The 17,313-nt window shown below is 69.0% G+C and carries 14 protein-coding genes and 1 pseudogene; 5 read left to right on the top strand and 10 right to left on the bottom strand.

What is annotated here, in order from left to right; translation table 11 throughout:
- Positions 1-65: 65 nt before the first annotated feature.
- The gene (locus ACFWDI_RS17335) at positions 66-932 is read right to left on the bottom strand and encodes a hypothetical protein (protein WP_385304831.1); all 867 of its coding nucleotides are present in this window, start codon (positions 930-932) and stop codon (positions 66-68) included.
- Positions 933-1,478: 546 nt separating this feature from the next.
- Here ACFWDI_RS17335 and ACFWDI_RS17340 point away from each other — a divergent pair.
- From ACFWDI_RS17340 to ACFWDI_RS17350, 3 genes are all read left to right on the top strand, one after another.
- Positions 1,479-3,179 (top strand): CocE/NonD family hydrolase, encoded by a 1,701-nt coding sequence (locus tag ACFWDI_RS17340; protein WP_385304834.1) that lies wholly within the window; start codon positions 1,479-1,481, stop codon positions 3,177-3,179.
- A 74-nt stretch (positions 3,180-3,253) separates the two neighbouring features.
- The gene (locus ACFWDI_RS17345; protein WP_385304837.1) at positions 3,254-3,556 is read left to right on the top strand and encodes a hypothetical protein; all 303 of its coding nucleotides are present in this window, start codon (positions 3,254-3,256) and stop codon (positions 3,554-3,556) included.
- Positions 3,557-3,869: 313 nt separating this feature from the next.
- The gene (locus ACFWDI_RS17350) at positions 3,870-5,723 is read left to right on the top strand and encodes a protein kinase (RefSeq protein ID WP_385304839.1); all 1,854 of its coding nucleotides are present in this window, start codon (positions 3,870-3,872) and stop codon (positions 5,721-5,723) included.
- An 83-nt stretch (positions 5,724-5,806) separates the two neighbouring features.
- Here the strand turns inward: ACFWDI_RS17350 and ACFWDI_RS17355 are convergent, their stop codons facing one another.
- Genes ACFWDI_RS17355 through ACFWDI_RS17365 form a run of 3 tightly spaced genes read right to left on the bottom strand, consistent with a single transcriptional unit; the run spans position 5,807 to position 10,532 of the window.
- Complete coding sequence (locus tag ACFWDI_RS17355) at positions 5,807-7,153, bottom strand: MFS transporter (protein ID WP_385304841.1); 1,347 nt, start codon at positions 7,151-7,153, stop codon at positions 5,807-5,809.
- Positions 7,150-9,162: a PEP/pyruvate-binding domain-containing protein gene (locus tag ACFWDI_RS17360; protein WP_385304842.1), complete on the bottom strand. Its 2,013-nt coding sequence runs from the start codon at positions 9,160-9,162 to the stop codon at positions 7,150-7,152. Before ACFWDI_RS17360 ends, ACFWDI_RS17355 begins: the two co-directional genes overlap by 4 nt.
- On the bottom strand, positions 9,159-10,532 hold the full coding sequence (locus ACFWDI_RS17365; RefSeq protein ID WP_385304843.1) for an acetyl-CoA carboxylase biotin carboxylase subunit family protein: 1,374 nt from the start codon (positions 10,530-10,532) through the stop codon (positions 9,159-9,161). The genes ACFWDI_RS17360 and ACFWDI_RS17365 overlap by 4 nt, the downstream gene beginning before the upstream one ends.
- 328 nt (positions 10,533-10,860) lie before the next feature.
- Between ACFWDI_RS17365 and ACFWDI_RS17370 the strand changes: the two genes are divergently transcribed.
- A complete protein-coding gene (locus ACFWDI_RS17370) occupies positions 10,861-12,147 on the top strand; it encodes a PAS domain-containing protein (RefSeq protein ID WP_385304845.1) in 1,287 nt (428 codons plus the stop codon).
- 158 nt (positions 12,148-12,305) lie between these two features.
- Here ACFWDI_RS17370 and ACFWDI_RS17375 read toward each other — a convergent pair whose 3' ends face one another.
- From ACFWDI_RS17375 to ACFWDI_RS17400, 6 genes and pseudogenes are all read right to left on the bottom strand, one after another.
- The gene (locus ACFWDI_RS17375) at positions 12,306-12,572 is read right to left on the bottom strand and encodes a phosphotransferase (RefSeq protein ID WP_385304847.1); all 267 of its coding nucleotides are present in this window, start codon (positions 12,570-12,572) and stop codon (positions 12,306-12,308) included.
- A complete protein-coding gene (locus tag ACFWDI_RS17380) occupies positions 12,565-12,837 on the bottom strand; it encodes an SDR family oxidoreductase (RefSeq protein WP_385305040.1) in 273 nt (90 codons plus the stop codon). The genes ACFWDI_RS17375 and ACFWDI_RS17380 overlap by 8 nt, the downstream gene beginning before the upstream one ends.
- Positions 12,838-12,904: 67 nt before the next feature.
- A pseudogene (locus ACFWDI_RS17385) lies at positions 12,905-13,108 on the bottom strand (hypothetical protein); the annotation flags it as partial.
- 244 nt (positions 13,109-13,352) lie between these two features.
- Positions 13,353-14,045 carry a TetR/AcrR family transcriptional regulator gene (locus ACFWDI_RS17390; protein ID WP_385304848.1) on the bottom strand — a complete coding sequence of 231 codons (693 nt, stop codon included), beginning with the start codon at positions 14,043-14,045 and terminating at the stop codon, positions 13,353-13,355.
- Between the two features lie 188 nt (positions 14,046-14,233).
- Positions 14,234-14,953 (bottom strand): HAD family hydrolase, encoded by a 720-nt coding sequence (locus ACFWDI_RS17395; protein WP_385304849.1) that lies wholly within the window; start codon positions 14,951-14,953, stop codon positions 14,234-14,236.
- Positions 14,954-15,010: 57 nt separating this feature from the next.
- The gene (locus ACFWDI_RS17400) at positions 15,011-16,210 is read right to left on the bottom strand and encodes an acetyl-CoA C-acyltransferase (RefSeq protein ID WP_385304852.1); all 1,200 of its coding nucleotides are present in this window, start codon (positions 16,208-16,210) and stop codon (positions 15,011-15,013) included.
- A 218-nt stretch (positions 16,211-16,428) separates the two neighbouring features.
- Between ACFWDI_RS17400 and ACFWDI_RS17405 the strand changes: the two genes are divergently transcribed.
- Positions 16,429-17,310: an alpha/beta fold hydrolase gene (locus ACFWDI_RS17405; RefSeq protein WP_385304854.1), complete on the top strand. Its 882-nt coding sequence runs from the start codon at positions 16,429-16,431 to the stop codon at positions 17,308-17,310.
- The last annotated feature ends 3 nt before the right edge of the window (positions 17,311-17,313 follow it).

A 17,313-nucleotide genomic window follows, 5' to 3' on the forward strand; every position in this document is an offset into this window, starting at 1 on the left:
CGCGGCCACCGCCCGGGAGGGACGGCGGCCGCGGCAGCCAGCGAACTACTAGTGGTTCGACCCCATCAGGCCGCAGCACCCGACGCGCTCCGGCGCAGCCGGTACGCCCCTGCGCCGAGACCAACGAGCATCAGCACCGAGCCGGCAGCCAGGCTGTTGCCGGACATGGCCAGAGCGCCACCACCGGCGTGGACACCACCGTTGGGCTTCTCCTTCTTCCAGGACCCGTGGTCGCCCTTGTCGTAGTCGCCCTTCTCGGACTTGTCGGAGTCGTCCTTGTCGCCCTTGTCCTGCCCCCAGTCCTCGGCCACGACCATGGCCAGAGCGCCACCACCGGTGTGAACGCCACCCTCCGGCTTGTCACCCTTCCCGTGGTCACCCTTGTCGTGGTCGCCCTTGTCGCCCTTGTCGTGGTCGCCCTTGTCGGAGTCGTCCTTGTCGCCCTTGTCGGAGTCGCCCTTCTCGGACTTGTCGGAGTCGTCCTTGTCGCCCTTGTCGGAGTCGCCCTTCTCGGACTTGTCGGAGTCGTCCTTGTCGGACTTGTCCTGCCCCCAGTCCTCGGCCACGACCATGGCCAGAGCGCCACCACCGGTGTGAACGCCACCCTCCGGCTTGTCACCCTTGTCGTGGTCACCCTTGTCGTGGTCACCCTTGTCGTGGTCACCCTTGTCGTGGTCACCCTTGCCGTGGTCACCCTTGTCGTAGTCGCCCTTGTCGGACTTCTCGTGGTCGCCCTTCTCGGACTTCTCGGAGTCACCCTTCTCGGACTTCTCGGAGTCACCCTTCTCAGACTTCTCCGAGTCACCCTTCTCGGACTTCTCGGAGTCACCCTTCTCAGACTTCTCCTGGCTGTCGCTACTGGAAGACGAGCCGCTGTCCTTGTCCCAGTCGTCGGCCGAGGTCACGGCAAACGCGGCAGGAACGGAGATCATGAGGACCGCAGTGGTAGCGGCTGACGCGAATAGTGTGCGGGCAGAGCGCATGGGGCACATTCCTTTCGCCGCGTCTGCGAAGACCGACACTTCATCGGTCACCGGATCGCAGGGGCGACTTGATTCACCGTCAGCCTCTTTTCCCCTCCGCACCAGCGGAGAGCGCCGCATTCGAGCTACACCATGGGCTCTTCGAGTGAGTGCAGGCCGATAATCACCCGTTGGACGGCACGCCACGCCGAGGTGAGGTTTCGCCCATCGCCGGCCCGCTCATCCACTGCCGGCGCCTCATTTCAGCTTGGTTCTCGGCCTCAACAGAGCCGCGAGCCGATCCACCGATTCCGACGGGGCGCCGCGCTGACTCAATGTCTCAGGTACCGCGCGTCGACGGCTGCGCACCTGGTCGGGCGTCGGCCCCCACCCTTACCCGTGGGTAATTTGGCTGATCATCGTCTCCCCGTGGCTGTTCCGCACCTCTACGCTCCGATCACCGTGCCGGTGGGCAGTGCCTCCGTGGCACAACGGTCCGAGCCAGATGGAGCACGAGTGAGACGAACGCAAGACCACGGCGGACACCGCGCCAGGGTCCGGACGACCAGTGCCGCCGTCGCCGCGGCACTCGCCCTCCTCGGCACAGTCGCCGCGGCACCCGCAGCACAGGCGGCATCCACCTCAGCGGTCCCGGGGCTGGCGCGCGCGGCAGCCCAAGCCACGGCGGGGCCCTCCTTCCGCCTCGCCGACATCCCGACGAAGGACGGTGTCGTCCTCAAGGCGAACGTGTTCACCCCCGCCCCCAGCACACCCGGCGCCGACGCACACGGCCGATACCCGGTGATCGTGCAGCCGGCCAGTTGGGGGCAGAACGACCTCGAGTACGTCCTCCAGGGCAGGAAACTCGCCGCGAGCGGCTATGTCGTGGTCACCTACACCGTCCGCGGCTTCTGGCTCTCCGGAGGCGAGGTCGATGTTGCGGGGCCCAAGGACGTGGCGGACATCTCGTCGGTCATCGACTGGGTCATCGCCCGGACTCCGGCCGATCCGCAGCGGATCGGGATGACCGGTCTGTCCCTGGGCGGCGGCCTGACCCTGATGGGAGCCGCCGCCGACCCGCGGATCAAAGCGGTGGCTGCGATGAGCGGTTGGGGGGACCTGGTCGACTCGCTCTACAGCGGCGAGACCCGGCACCTGCAGGCCGCCGCCGTGCTCGCCGCCGTTGGGGCGCCCGCCGGTCGCGAAAGCGCCGAGTTCCGGCGGATGCTGGCCAACCTCTTCGGCGACCGCAATACCCCCGAAGTCATCAAATGGGCGCGGACCAGGTCCCCGGGCGCTTATGTGGACCGCATCAATGCCAACGGCACAGCCGTCTTCCTCGCCAGTGCATGGGGGGAGAGCATCTTCAACTCCAGCCAGATCACTGCCTTCTATCAGAAGCTGACCGGCCCCAAGCGGATCGAGCTGCGCCCCGGCGACCATGCCACGCAGGAGGTCACCGGCCTGCTCGGGCTGGACAATGCCACCTGGGCGAGCGCGCTCAGCTGGTTCGACGAGCACCTCAAGGGCAGCGGCGGCACACCTCGGCCGCCGGTGGAGCTGGAAGTACGGCCCGGCGGCGCACACGAGACCTATCCGTCCTGGCAGGCCGTCAGTTCGCGGACCGAGCGGCTGCAGCTCGGCAGAGCGAACGTCTTCGGCACCGGCTCGCTCGACGGCGGCACGCCCGGGAGCAGCGGCACAGCTGGGACGGGATGGCGGACGACGGTCGTCGGCGGTACGAACTCGGGCGCCGACGGCGGCATCACCGAACTGTCCGGGCTGCTGGACCAGGTCCTCAAACTGCCTCCCGTCGTCGTGGTCCCGTTGCTGCCCCGCCGGGCCGGAGCCGTATGGCAGTCGGCGCCGTACACGGCCGCGCAGCACATCCGCGGAGCCGTCAAGCTGCACACGACCGTCACCGCCTCCGCGCCGGAGGGCACAGTGATCGGCTATCTCTACGACGTGAACGCCCTCGGCGTGGGGAAGCTGATCTCCCACGCCCCGCAGAGCTGGTCCGGCCGGATGCCGGGGCAGGCCTTCCCCCTCGACATCCCGCTCTTCGCCACCGCCTACGACCTGCCCGCAGGACACCGGCTGGCTCTGGTCCTCGATACCAAGGACCCGCTGTACGGCGGTCGCACACCGCTGAACAGCAAGGTGTCGTTCGGCTCGCCGGAGGACGACCCGTCCGAACTGGAGCTGCCCCTGCGCTGAGCGCCGACCCGTCCGACCGCGCCGGGTCGTGGAATCACCTTCCGTCAGGCGCCCTTGGCTGGCAGGATCTTCGAATGTCCAAGATCCCCAGGGATGTTCGAGCCTCGATCCGTCACTTCGCCTTCACTCTCGCCAACGGCACGTTGGACATCCCGCTCTTGGGAGACATCGATTACCGCCCGGACCTGGTCACCATGGGCTCGGAGCTGGAGATGGTCTTCACGATCTTCACCAACCTCCTCGAGGTGGACCAGGAGGGCAGGGTGACCAACTACGACCAGGCTGCGCATCGCGCCGCCGAGTGGATCCGGGGGTACTGCGACCCCAGCTACGAGGAGCAGCCGCCCTTCGCCGAATGGGAGACCGAACTCGCCTGACTGCGTGAAGTATGATCACCCCTCTGACGCACAGACGGGTGTGCGGACCGTCGATGACCATCAGTCATGGACTCGCCTGCTGACGAAGGCCGGTGCACCCGGGCAAACCAGCACCCCGGGGCGGGGGCCGCCCAGGGGGTGCCACCACTCGGCCGGGCGGAGTGGCACAGGCGACATGTGGCCTCTGCTGCTGAACTCCCGGAAGACCCGTGCGACTTCTGGGCTGCGGAGCTCAACACATCTGACATGGCCGGTCCTTGGCGGGTTCGGCGTCGCCGCGCGGGGGGTGCGCGGCCGGGGGAGGGCAAGGGCGATGGGCGTGGGGGAAAGCGGGCAGGCGTACGCGGGGGCGCCGATCCGTGCGGTGGGGCAGGGACGCTACGTTCTGCAGGCTCCGCTCGGCGAGGGCGGCATGGCATCCGTGCACCGCGCCCACGACTCTGTGCTGGGACGCACCGTCGCGGTGAAGACCCTGCATTCCGAACTGGCCCGTGATCCGTCCTTCCGCGAGCGGTTCCGCCGCGAGGCCCAGGCGGTCGCCGGGCTCAGTCACGCCAATATCGTGGCGGTCCACGACAGTGGTGAGGACGCGGGTGAAGCAGGCGTCGTGCAGTACATCGTCATGGAGTACGTTTCGGGCCGCTCGCTGCGCGAGCTGATCCGGGACAGTGCTGCCGCGGACGGTGCGATTCCGCTGACCACGGCACTGACGATGACCGCTGCCGTCCTGGACGCGCTGGCCAGCAGCCACGGGCGCGGACTGATTCACCGGGACATCAAGCCCGCCAACGTGATGGTGACCGACGACGGCACCGTCAAAGTGATGGACTTCGGTATTGCCCGCGCCCTGCAGTCGGATGCCACCTCGATGACCCGGACGGGCACCGTGCTGGGCACGCCGCAGTACCTCTCCCCCGAGCAGGCGCTGGGCAAGCCCGCCGACGCCCGGTCGGACCTCTACTCGGTCGGCTGCATGCTGTTCGAACTGGCCACCGGCACGCTGCCGTTCGACGGCGAGTCCACGATGAGCGTGCTCTACCAGCATGTGCAGCACCCCGCGCCGGTCCCGTCCTCGATCAATCCGTCACTGCCCCCGGCGGTGGACTCGGTCGTCGCCCGCGCCCTGAGCAAGGACCCCGAGCAGCGGTACCCGAGCGCCCGGGCCATGGCGGACGACATACGCAAGATCGCCGCCGGCGGGACACCCACTCGGCCGCTGCCCCCGCATGTGCCCCCCACCCTCACGGCCGACACCATCTCCGTGACCTTCCGGCAGGCCACGCACCTCCCCCGCATGTCACTGCGGACGAATGGCATGCGGAGGCTCATCTGGGTGACGGTAGCCATGGTCGTGGGTATGGGGCTCGCGGCCGCGTACGTCGCGCAGTACCTGATTTCAGGTATCTCACACACCGGGGATCCGGATCCCCGGGCCACCGGAGCATTCATTCTGTGCGACAGCCACTTCACGCCCCCTGACTTCACCGGTATGTCACCGGCGGAGGCGAAGAGGTGTGCCGAGATCGCCGGGCTGAAGCTTGAACAGAAAACCACCACGGGGAAGAAGTACGACAAGGACACCGTGGTGAAGCAGGAGCCCGCAACCAAGAAGGTGAAGTCCGGCAGCACCGTCACCATCTGGGTGTCGACGGGCGGTGATCCCCGGGCCAAGGGCGACCTCGCGGACTGCGAGGTGGAGGAGACCCATGGCAAGGTCTCCAACCCGTGGTTCAAGGGCAAGAGCCGGGCCAAGGCACGCGTCTGTGCGGACATTGCCCATCTGAAGCTGCAGGAAGCCGGGACCATCCAGGACAAGCTCACACCCGCCGGACAGGTCGCGAAGCAGGAGCCCGGATCGGAACAGATAACGACGGGCAGCACGGTCAAAATATGGATCTCGACCGGGGGAGATCCCCGCGCCACGGGAAAGCTGTCCAACTGCGACACGTACGCGACCAGCGACCAGCCCTACCCCCCGTCCCTCGAGCACATGACCACCGCCAACGCACGCGCTTGCGCGGCCATCGCCCATGTGAAGCTGGAAGAACACACCGTCCCCGACGAACTGTGGCCCGCAGGAGAAGTCGTCGAACAGGAACCGGGGAGCGGTACCCACATCGACCCGGGCAGCACCATCAAGATCTGGATCTCATCGGGCAAGCCGTGAACCGCATCGCAGACAACCCTGCGATGCGGCCGCCTGCCGACTGCCCGTCCCGCGCGGTCGTGCCGCCTCGGCGAGCGTGCGGATCAGCTCGCCGTCGTTGATCCGCGCCTGTTTCCCTGCGTGGCCACAGTCGGCGTCGAAGCGCGCCGTCCCACCGCATCGCTCCGCAAGACCAGTTGGACAGCGATCATCACCACGCAGGTCACGATCGCACTGTGCCACAGCAGCGCGTCCAGCCGGCCCGCCGACAGATAGGCTCCCGCAGCCACGGCTGCCAGCGCGCACACGCCTCGGTCCACAATGCTCTCGACCGAGAGGAGCGTGGCACGAGGGGCGTGCGCCGGGATGGCATCGTTGACCAACTTCCGCTGGATCGGGTAGGCGAAGCCGGTGACCGCGGCGAACAGGCACAGCAGTGCGACCACGGTCCAGGGCCCGCCGAGGGTGATGCTCGCCAGCGTGCCCGCCAGCGCCAGGCTGAGCAGGGACACCATGGCCACCGGTGACAGACGGCGGCCGAGCCATTGGGGACGCGCCGAGGCCACGGCCTCCGCCACGGTCATGGCCGCCAGCACCCCGCCGTGCGAGGTCTCGCCGATGCCGTGGGCCAACAGCATGGGCTGGAAAAGGTTGACCTGGCAGATACGGGAGAGGGTGAACACGGCCACGCCCTGCACCATGACCAGGGCAAGCCAAGGTGTGGCTCGTACGCAGCGCAGCGCGGCGCCCGCGTCGTGCAGGAACGCTCCACGGCTCCGGTTCGTCCCGCCTCTCCCTGGCGCCCGACCCGACCGGCCGTCCCCGCGGGGCGGGGCAAGTCGGGGCAGCGCGAGGGCACATGCCAGGGAGCCCGCCGCACTCGCGGCGCTCAGCACGTACGGCGCCGTGTGAGCGACGGCCATCAGGGGGCCGACCAGCGGCCAGCACATCACCTTCGCGGCCAGGCCGAGGGCGCGAGCCGTGCCCTCGGCCTTCAGATAGTGCTCGCCGCCCCCCTCGGCCCGCAGGCCGTCGTACAGGTAGGCGCTGGCTGCGCCCGATGTCAGGGAGCGGCCGGCGGCGATGGCCAGGAAGTGGACGAGGAAGCCCGCGTACGAGGGGGTGAGGACCGGGGCCAGGTTCGCGGCAGTCATCACGACTGCCCCGGCCCGCAGGCAGTTGCGTGCGCCGATGCGGTCGGCCACGATCCCGGTCGGGATCTCGAACAGGCAGAACGCGACGTAGTAGATGCTCTGGATCCCGAAGATCTGCCCGTCCGACAGTCCCGCCTCCCGCTGGTAGGCGTAGAACACCGGCATCCACCACAGCAGGTTGAACAGCAGTTGGAAGCCGTTGTTGAGTCGGATGATCCGGCGAGCCGCGGGTGTCGGGGGCGGGCCCGCCGGACGGGCCCGGGAGGTCGGCCGCGGCCGGTCAGGACGGCGGATCACAGGGCGTAGGGGCGGATCTGAACCAGTCGGAAGTCCCCCTGGTCGGTCATCAGCCACTCGATGTCGAGCGGATGGTCCGCGTCGCCCTCGCTGAAGTGGGACTGCAGCAGCCGACCGGTGAGGGCCAGGTCCATCAGCCGGCTCCTGGTCGCGGTGGGCAGGTCCTCGCCGGACGAGCCGAGAGCCACCGTACGGCCGCCGCCCTCAACGGTGTTGTAGAGGTACTGCTGCGGCAGGGTCGTCCCGTCGACCACCGTCTCGGGGGATCCCGGCGAGCAGTTGAGGTAGACGTTGCGGAAGTCCTCGCGCTTCGTCGGGTTGCAGGTCACCAGTACGCCTCCGAGATCCGCGGGGACGTACTGCTGGATGATCACTCCCATGTATGTGTCGTCCAGGGAGATGCCGACCTGATGGCGCAGGCGCACGCTGCGCGGCGACAGCAGGGAGGCCCACACCTGGCGCACCGCGTCGAGGAGTTCGCCGGCCCCGCGGACGGTGGTGACCGAGTCGTAGACCCCGGCCGCAGAGAACCCGGGAAGGTCTTCGGCATTGGAGGAGGAGCGCACCACCAGGCGGCTTCCTGCGGCGAGTGGGGCGGGGAACGCCTGGGTGATCTGCCGGGTCACCTCTTCCGGCATCGGGGTGTTCCGGACGACGTGTTGCAGGTGCAGACAGAGGGAGTCCAGCACCTCGACCGCGTCGAGTTCGAGCGCCATCTTGAGCTTTCCGATGCCCTGTTGCAGGGCTGGTGAGGAGGCGAGGAAGCGTTGCTGCAGGGCGAACGGGAGGGCGACTCCGTCGGGGGCCGCGACGGTACGTGCGGCGAATTCGGCCGCCGCCTGCCGCAGCCCGCCGGTGGTGGCATCCGTGACCCCGAGTCGGGCCGCGAGATGGCCGTACAGATCCGTGCGGGGCGGCCGCGACTGCCCGTAGAACGCGGTGAGATCGGCCGTGCGGCTGTCGAGAACGTGGTGAAGCTCTCCGAGGTTGGCCGCCTTGGTGCCGTAGCGGTCCCGGTCCGCGCGGCGCAGCCGGTGCAGAGCCAGGGCCGGTGCGTCCTCGAGCAGCGGCGGTTCCATCCGGATCCGCTGCTGGTGCCACGTCGGCGCTTCCAGGGCCGGGGCGGTCGCCAGCGGCACGAGGGTGATCTCGTCGTCCCGCACCAGGTAGCGGACCCAGGCACCGTTCAGGTCGTCCTTCTCGACGATCTGTTCCAGGTCGCGGACGATCGCATTGGGGATGCCCCAGCCGGAGGCGAGGACGTTGGTGTGCGAGAGCGGCGTGGTGGGCGCGGTGTTGAGGAATCCTGCGACGCGCGGCACGTCGTCCGGCAGGCAGGCCATGGCCACGATGTCCGACCAGCCGAGCCCGTCGGCGGCTGCCTCGTACTCCTCGGCCGTCCGGAAGTAGCGCAGCCTGCCGATGGCCTCGGCGGCGTTGAGCGGTGTCCGCGTCCGGTTGCCGAAGAGTTCGTGGCTGGGTATCCGCGGCACCCGGACCTCGCTGATCGCGGTCAGCTCCTGTTCCTGTCCATGGTTCGCCGGCTTCAGCAGCAGCGGCAGTCGGCCGTCGACCCGGCCGCGGACGAACGCGTAGAACGCGTCGAGCAAGGCGCCGTGCATGGTGTCGGATTCGGTCGTCTCCAGCACCAGGAACGGTCGCTCGCGGCCGTCGGAGTCCTCGTCAGTGTGCAGGGAGAGCACACCCAGGAGGAAGCGACGCTCGGGATCCCGGTACACCGAGGCGTTGAAGGCGTCCAGGCACGCGTCCAGGGCCTCCAGCTCCATGTCGAGGACGCGGGTGGCGACGTAGTTGACGTGGAAGGGGTGGACGGCCGTATCGAGCAGGTGCCAGGTGTCCTCTGCGCGGTCGACGACGACCTTCAGGTAGGGGTGACCGGCCAGCACGCCGGAGAGGGTGCGGAACAACGGCAGGGACAGATTCTCGCCGACGACCGTGCGGTCCACGGCAGGGTCCGGCGCGCCCGGGGGAAGGAGGTGGGTGGTCATGAGCGGGCCTCCTCGTCCGAAGCCAGCGGTAGGACGTGCGGCAGGACATCCACCAGGGTCCGGAAGTCACGGATGACGGTCTGCGGGTCGACGGCGGAGAGCAGGCAGAGTGCCGCCATGGTGTTCGCGCCGGCGGCCGGGTCGTAGACCGGCACCAAAACACCGTCGGGGAGTGAATTCTCGGCCACCACCGACAGCCGGCTGCCGTCGCTGACCGGGACGGCTTCCGTCACCGTCGGGAAGTCCCAGACGCGCCGGTCCGGCCAGGCGTCACCGGCACCGTCGACAGCAAGTACGACGAGCGAACCCGCCGCGCCTCGCGCCTCCCCCGGCGTACGGGCGCGCGTCGGCCAGGTGACCGGGCGTCCCAGGAGGTGGTCGACGAGCATCCCGATGAGGTCCAGGCCGAAGACCTCCTCGATCTGCGGGACGGTCATCGCGCCACCGAACCGGGCCGCGGTCTCGATCACCCACATCTGGCCTTCGGCCCCGAGCTTGATCTCGGTGTGCGTTCCGCAGTTCGCGAGACCCAGCGCGTCGACGGCATCCCGCGCGAGGGCCACCACGCGCTCCTGGGCGTCGTGCGACAGCGAGGCGGGGGTGATGCCGGCGCGCTCGGTGAACGGTTCCACCGTCGGCATGCGTCCGCTGAGACAGACGGGTCGGAAGTCGCCGTCGATGACGACACCTTCGACGCTCACGTAGTCGCCCCACCCCGGCTCGTCGAACCAGTCCTCGGCCGATCCCGCCACGATCTGCTCGACCACGAAGTCCGCGTTGGCGTCGGCCACGTGGAGTTCGGCGTATCCCAGTTGCGCGGATTCGGCCATCACTTCCCGCGACCGCTCCCAGGCCTCCGCCACCTCCCGCGAGGAGCGGATGACCTGGTGTGCGGTGGAACCGGCGCTCCAGGCCGCCTTCAGCAGCAGGGGTAAGGGAAGGGCCGCAGCCGCGTCATGCAGCTCCTGCTCCGAGGCGACCGGGCGGAACCGGGGCTGGGATATGCCGTGTTCCTGCCAGGTTCGCCGCATCATCCGCTTGTCGCGGGCGAGGGCGCAGGAGCTGCCCGCCCCGGCGAGGCCGAGCTTCTCGCAGGCTTCGGCGACAGCCACGACCGCGTACTCGGAGAATGTGACGACCGCGTCCGCACCGATGGCCTGGGCCCGGGCAACGATCAGGGACACCAGGTCGCGCCGCTCCGACTCGGTGGGGACCAGGACCGAGGCGCACAGGCGCTCGGCGGTCGCGGCCACGCTGGGAGGAAGTGCGCTGAGCGCCAGCAGGTGCACTGCCGACTTCGCGGCGACCCGTGTCAGGGCATAGCCGAGGGGCGGGCCGCCCTTGGCATGCACGAACAGCACCTTGCTCACAGAAATCCAACTCCTCTGGATGATGATGGTCCGTCAGAACGATGGAGGGCGAGGGACATGACGGGTGCCCACCACCGCTCCAGCAAATCAGCCGACAGGTACCCGAATCGCCGCATCGGGCGCCGGCCGATCAGGCAAATGCCTGAGTTGCAGGTGCCGTTGAACCGGCGGGGAGGCCCCGTGATGACGTATGGCGGAAGTGACGGCCGGCATCGCGGCCCGCCGCCGTCCAGGTCGGCCGAGAACCGAGCATGCGCGGAAACAGAGCGGGATACACATCGCGATGTCACACCGCGCAATCCGGTTGAAACTTGATGGAAAGGTCGTCGTGGACGAGACCACTCTCAAAGCGCTGCTCGAGCACCTGCCCGTGTACTGGTGGGAGGCCGACGGGCAGCTGCGCGTCATCGACAGCGGCGGTGGTGCCTTCATTGACTCGCGGACGCCACAGCGGTTCCTCGAGGCCATGCGGCAGGATTTCGCGGCGTCCTGGCACTCCCCCGAAGTCAGTCATTGGCAGGCACGGTTCGACGGGCGGGTCTTCGATGTGAGCTGGCCCCTCGACGAAGTGGCGTGCGGGGGGCGGGCCCGCGGACTGGCCGTGGAGGTCAGCGCCGGGACCGCCGCCGCGCGCCGCTTCGACGCATTCGCGGACTTCGCCCCCGCCGCAGCCTTCATCCGGGACGAGGACGGGCGCTACCTCTGGACCAACCACGCCTACGCGCACCTCTACGGCACCACGCCGGGGAACGTCATCGGGAAGCATGTGCAGGACTTCGACTCCCTCGCCGACGCCGCGCAGTTCCTCGCGCTCGACCGGGAGATCCTCTCCCACGGCAGATCGGTGCGGCACACCCTCACCTACCACCGGTCCGACGGCACCAGCGCATACGCGGCGGGCCACCGGTTCCCCGTCCTGGAGGGCTCACAGACCTGCGTGGCAGGGATCTACGTGGACATCACCGACTACACGCGCGCGCTGGACCAACGCCGGGAGGCGGAGGAAAGCCTGCACGCGCTGCGCGACCACAGCGGGCTGCCCTGCGCCCTGATCTCGGCGGGCGGACGGATCCAGCAGGCGAGCGCCGCGGCCGCCGAACTCCTGCAGACCCGGCCATCGGATCTCGTCGGCCGCCGTGCCCACACGGTGCTGGCTCCGGCGCCGGAACTCGACCTGCTGCACCGCAGATGGAACGACCTGATAGCCCGCCGTCGCAGGAGGTTCGAGACGTCCGCCGTGTTGGTCGACGCCCGCGGCCGGCAGCGCCGGGCCCGGCTGCATCTGACGACAGTGGGCCGTTCCTCGACCCGCGCCGCGGAGGTCTGGGCGGTCGTCACCCACCAGGGGCTCGCCCACGAGGCACATCCTCCGCTCACCGCCAGCCAGATCCGCATCCTGTCCCTGCTGGCCACGGGCAGCAGCAACGGGGAGATCGCCACCTCGCTGCGCCTGTCCCGGCAGACCGTCGACTACCACCTCAGCCGTCTGCGGGATCTACTGGGCGCCGCGACCAGACCCGCACTGGTCGCCCGGGCGTATGTCCTGGGCATCCTCTCTCCCCAGACCTGGCCACCGCGTTCCGCCACGGCCACCCATCCGCTCAGCTCCGCCTGAGGCCGGCGCGGCGGCGCCATCGGCCCGGAACAGGGACCGCTGGGTGCGGCCGGACTTCGAACCCGCGGTCTGGGCACGCCCGTGGGCCACCGCACCGCCGCGCCACCAACAGGTGCCACGCGGTCGAGCGTTCACCGCGTTCATCGCCTCCGGCCGGTTCAACGTGATGGGACGGCGGTGCCCTCCGGCGCGGTCAGAATGCGCGCCTCGCGAGCCACGTCGTGCGCCGACGCCAACAGGCGACCCAGCGGTGGGCGCCGCAGCACCCACCTGCGGCCGTCCTGGTCCCGTACCAAGCAGGTCAGATTCGACTGACCGAGCCCGATCCGGTCGAAGGTCAGTGGCTCGGTGAAGTCGACGCCGAGGGTCTCGAGCCGGCGGCTCACCGCCCCGGCGTCGACTCCGCCGCTGTCCGCGCTACACACCGATGCCGGCTCCTTGCCTGAACAAGAGCGCGTCACCGAGGAGTTGCCCGCCGTCGATCACCATGGTCTCGCCGGTGATCCAACTCGCGGCGTCCGAGACGAGAAAGGCGACCGCGGAGGCGATGTCGGCAGGCTCCCCTATGCGCCCGAGCGCCGTCGAGGCAGACAGGGCCTGCTCGTGCTCCTTCCACAGCGCCTCGGCCAGCTTTGTGCGCACCACACCCGGTGCCACCGCGTTGACGCGAACCTTCGGCGAGAGTTCCAGGTGAGCGCTGGTGCTCGCCGGGCGCCTGCAGCCGCTGGAGGTCGGCGCCGGCGCAGAATCCGCGTCCCGCGCCGGTGACCACGACGGCGCGTACGTCCGGGTCGTCCTCGGCGGCGTCGAGCAGTGTGAAGTAACGGTTTTCGAGCTCGTCGGTCCAGGCGTTCAGCTGGGCGGGCCGGTTGCACGTGAGGTCAGCGACGACGACCCGGGCACCCTCGCGAGCGAGCCGTGCGACCAGCGCGCCGCCGATGCCGCCTCCGCCACCGAACACGGCCCGGCCCGGCGGCCGTGTCGTCGCAACGGATGACGTTCGACGGCTGCGCAGCCTCGACGACGGCTACGGCCAGATGCCGTTCCCCGCCCCTGACCTGGCGGCTTACCCATCCGCGTGGTGAGTGAGGTGGCCGAGCGTGAAGGCTCACGCAACCTGATCCGTCGCCGCTGCGGGCGCCGGAGTCCAGGATCGTCGAACGGTCGTGGAGAGCGGGCCCGCCCCGGCCGGCGCTACTGCCGGATCAGCGGTGGCCGGGGAACCGCAGGGCGTTCGCCCAGAGCCGGGTGACCGTGGAGACGAGCTCCTCGAAGTCCGCCGGGGTACCTTCCTCTTGCCCTTCGCCGCGCACGAAGGCGCTGTACGCCATGACGCTGACCATGCCCGACAGTGCGCGGGAGGCCATCATCGGATCGACCTCACGGTCTGCGACACCCCGCGCCTGCAGGTCGGCGATGCCACGGGCGTTGCGGTGGATGAACGCATCCGCGCGCCGGCTTCGGAACTCACGGAACTCCGGCTCCACTTGTGCGACCTGCTCAAGCAGCGCCATCAGCTTCGCGTTCCGTTTATACGCCTCGAGATACGCGCGATTGCTCGCCTCGAGTACCGCATACGGATCGTCGGTATCCTGCACCCGGCCCATGCCGGGGTGCATCATGTCCTCCTGCGCCTCCAGCAGGACGGCGGCAAGCACCTCTTCCTTGTTGGCGAAGTAGGTGTAGAAGGATCCCGCCGCGCATTGGGCCTCTTTGGCGATGTCGGCCAGGCGGGTGTCGAGGTAGCCGTCCCGCTCGAACACCGTCCGCGCGGCCTTCACCAAAGCGGCGCGTGTCCGCGCTCCGCGCTTTGTCGTCGGCAGCTCGCGAAGTGACGAGAGGGGCGCCATCGGCGGTGCCTTCTCGCTGTAATTCTCCTCGGGCGCAGTGGTGTCCATCGCCGAAAGGGTACTTGAATCCGACGCCAGAGTCATGAATTGGCCAGGTACGCGCGGCGCTCCATGAGCACCGCACTGGGCGGGCGCGAGCGCCGCCGCTCGGCCCGCGGGCGGTGTCGATCCCGGGTATGACCGGTCCCCCGCGACCGGTCCCCCGTCGATCGGCCTCCCGTCGTTCGGTCGATCGGTCAGGCGGTGATCCTGAAGCGTTCGGCGAGTTGGCGGCGGGTGTCGGCGGCACCGGTGTGAAGCACACCCCCGATTCCGAGCCGCGCCGCTCCGTCGAGGTTCTGCCGCAGATCGTCGATCATGACTGCCTCCTCGGGGGAGACGCCGAGTCGCTCACATGCGATCGCGTAAATCCGCCGGGAAGGCTTGCGGATCCCGACCTCGGCGGAGATGACGACCGCGTCGGCCACAGCGGCGAGGTCGACGCCATCGTAGGTTCCGGTCCCGAAAGAATTGGATACCAGCGCAACGGGATACCCGGCGGCGCGAAGATCACCGAGCAGGGCGAGCATGTCCTGGTCGATCGACATTCCGGCTTGCATCCGGGCCGTGAGCCCCTCGGCCGGCACGTCGGCGCCGTGGGCACGGAGACGTTCGGCGAATCCTCGCTCGAAGGCTTCGGCGTCGATACGGCCGCACTCGTGGTCGGCCAGGAGGGCGCGTGATGACTGGTCCCGGCTGAGGAGGTGCAGCGGCAGGCGCGGGTCGCCACCGAGTGAGGCGCCGAAGTCGGTGAACGCCCGCAACACACTGGAGGTGATGACCCCGCCGAAGTCCACGAGGACGGCGGTTCGGGCCTTTTCCACCGTGCTCGACACAGTATCCACACCCTTTCTAGCGGCCGGCTTCCCACCGGCCGATTCGACCACGACCGGCTTCCCACCGGCCGATTCGACCACGACCGGCTTCCCACCGGCCGTTGCCAGGCAGCCATGGTCCGCCGATTCTCATGAGGACTAAGCGACCTCGAACAGCCCGGCTGCACCCATTCCGCCGCCGACACACATCGAGATCACTACATATCGGACGCCACGGCGCTTGCCCTCGATCAGGGCGTGCCCCACCAGGCGGGCACCGGTCATTCCGTACGGATGGCCGACCGATATTCCGCCGCCATTGACGTTGAACCGCTCCGGGTCGATGTTCAGTTCGTCACGGCAGTACAGCGCTTGGGAAGCGAACGCCTCGTTGAGTTCCCACAGACCGATGTCGTCGATGGTGAGGTCGTGCTGCTTCAGCAGTTTCGGAATGGCGAACACCGGACCGATCCCCATCTCGTCCGGCCCGCAACCGGCAACGGTCATACCCCGGTATACGCCCAGCGGCTCCAGTCCGCGGCGCTCGGCTTCCTTCGACTCCATCAACACCGACGCCGAAGCCCCGTCCGACAATTGCGAGGAGTTGCCCGCCGTCACGCTGGAATGCGCGGTCACCTGACCGTCCGGCAGCACGGGCGCCAACCCGGCCAGGCCCTCGAGTGTGGTCGACGCGCGGTTGCCCTCGTCCCGGGTCAGGGTCACGGCCTCGTCCCACACCTCCCCGGACTGCTTGTCCAGGACCTTCTTGACGCTGTCGAGCGCGACGATCTCCTGGTCGAACCGCCCGGCCTCTTGCGCCGCCGCAGTGCGCTGCTGTGACACCAGCGCAAACTCGTCCTGTCGTTCCCGGCTCACGCCGTAGCGTTCGGCGACGATCTCCGCCGTCTGCAACATCGGCATGTAGGCACTCGGCTTGTGCTCGACCAGCCAGGGATCCGTCATGCGGTGGGTGTTCATGTGCTCGTTCTGGACCAGGGAGATCGACTCGACACCGCCGCCGACAGCGACCTGCATGCCGTCGCCGACGATCTGCTTGGCGGCCGTCGCAATCGCCATCAGGCCCGACGAGCACTGCCGGTCGATCGTCATGCCCGACACGGAGTCCGGAAGTCCGGCACGGAGAGCGGCCTGGCGGGCGACGTTGCCACCGGATGACCCCTGCTGCACGGCGCAGCCGAAGATCGCATCCTCGACCTCGCCTCCCTCGAGCCCGGCGCGCCGCACCGCGTGCGAGAGGGCATGGGCGGCAAGTTCCTGCGCCTGGGTGTCATTGAACGCGCCGCGGTACGCCTTCCCGATCGGCGTCCGTGCCGTCGAAACGATGACTGCTTCCCTCATGTCGCCTCACTGCTTCCTGTCGGTCCGGTTCGTCCGGGCGGCCGCAGGGTGACGGGAGCCGGCCTCGCGACCGTTTATAGTTGAATTCGACGTCAAGTTCAACAACCCTGAGGAAGGCGACACGCGGCTGCCGTTGCGGGAGCTGGGCGTGTTCTCGACCTTGACAATCCCCTTCCACGGCTTAAGGTGACCGACCAGTCGGTATGAAGGGGCGAATCGTGACCGAGCTGAGCATCTCCACCGCTGCGGGCGTGTTCGACGCGACCGTGGCGGGTCCGCCCGAGGGCCGCCCGGTGCTGCTGCTCCACGGCTTCCCGCAGACGCGGCTGGTGTGGGAACGGCAGATCGCGGAGTTGGCCGCGCACGGCTACCGGGTGGTGGCACCCGACCAGCGTGGGTACTCTCCCGGGGCCCGCCCCGAGCGGCCCGCGGACTACCGCATGAACGTCCTGGTCGACGATGTGGTCGCGATCACGGAGGAACTGGGCTGGGGGTCGTTCGACCTGGTCGGCCATGACTGGGGAGGCGCGGTGGCGTGGTGGACCGCCCATGCCCGCCCCGACCGCGTACGTACCCTGACGGTGGTCTCGACCCCGCACCCCGGCGCTCTGGCACACGTCCTGCGTACCGACAAGGACCAGCGCGAACGATCGCAGTACATGATCGCCTGGCGTGAAACGCCCGCGACGGAAGAGCGCATGCTGGCAGGCGATGCCGAGGCGCTTCGCGCCACTTTCGCAGGAAAGGTCCCACAGGCCAGTGCTGAGGCCTACGTGCGTCACCTCTCCCAGCCGGGTGCTCTCACCGCGGCGCTGAACTGGTACCGGGCCGGCCGCCCCGACGGCGCGATCGGCGTCATCGAGGTGCCCACGCTGTACGTCTGGAGCACGCAGGACAGCGCGTTCGGCCCGGCGGCCGCGCGGGAGACCGGGCAGTGGGTCAACGGGCCGTACCGGTTCGAGGCCCTTCAGGGCGTCAGCCACTGGGTCCCCGAGGAGGCGCCCGAGACGCTGAGCCGCCTGCTGCTCGAACATCTGCGGGCGCACGGCGAGCCCGGAACCACAGCGAATACCCCCTCTGTCGACTCTCAGAAGAGGTGACCC

Origin of the sequence: Streptomyces sp. NPDC060064 (assembly GCF_042736455.1) — a bacterium.
In the GTDB taxonomy this organism is placed as follows: domain Bacteria; phylum Actinomycetota; class Actinomycetes; order Streptomycetales; family Streptomycetaceae; genus Streptomyces.

Coding starts and splice junctions, on each gene's coding strand:
- ACFWDI_RS17350 (WP_385304839.1), top strand. CDS start 3,870: ATGGGCGTGGGGGAAAGCGGGCAGGCGTACGCGGGGGCGCCGATCCGT.
- ACFWDI_RS17360 (WP_385304842.1), bottom strand. CDS start 9,162: ATGACCACCCACCTCCTTCCCCCGGGCGCGCCGGACCCTGCCGTGGAC.
- ACFWDI_RS17335 (WP_385304831.1), bottom strand. CDS start 932: ATGATCTCCGTTCCTGCCGCGTTTGCCGTGACCTCGGCCGACGACTGG.
- ACFWDI_RS17390 (WP_385304848.1), bottom strand. CDS start 14,045: ATGGACACCACTGCGCCCGAGGAGAATTACAGCGAGAAGGCACCGCCG.
- ACFWDI_RS17345 (WP_385304837.1), top strand. CDS start 3,254: ATGTCCAAGATCCCCAGGGATGTTCGAGCCTCGATCCGTCACTTCGCC.
- ACFWDI_RS17400 (WP_385304852.1), bottom strand. CDS start 16,210: ATGAGGGAAGCAGTCATCGTTTCGACGGCACGGACGCCGATCGGGAAG.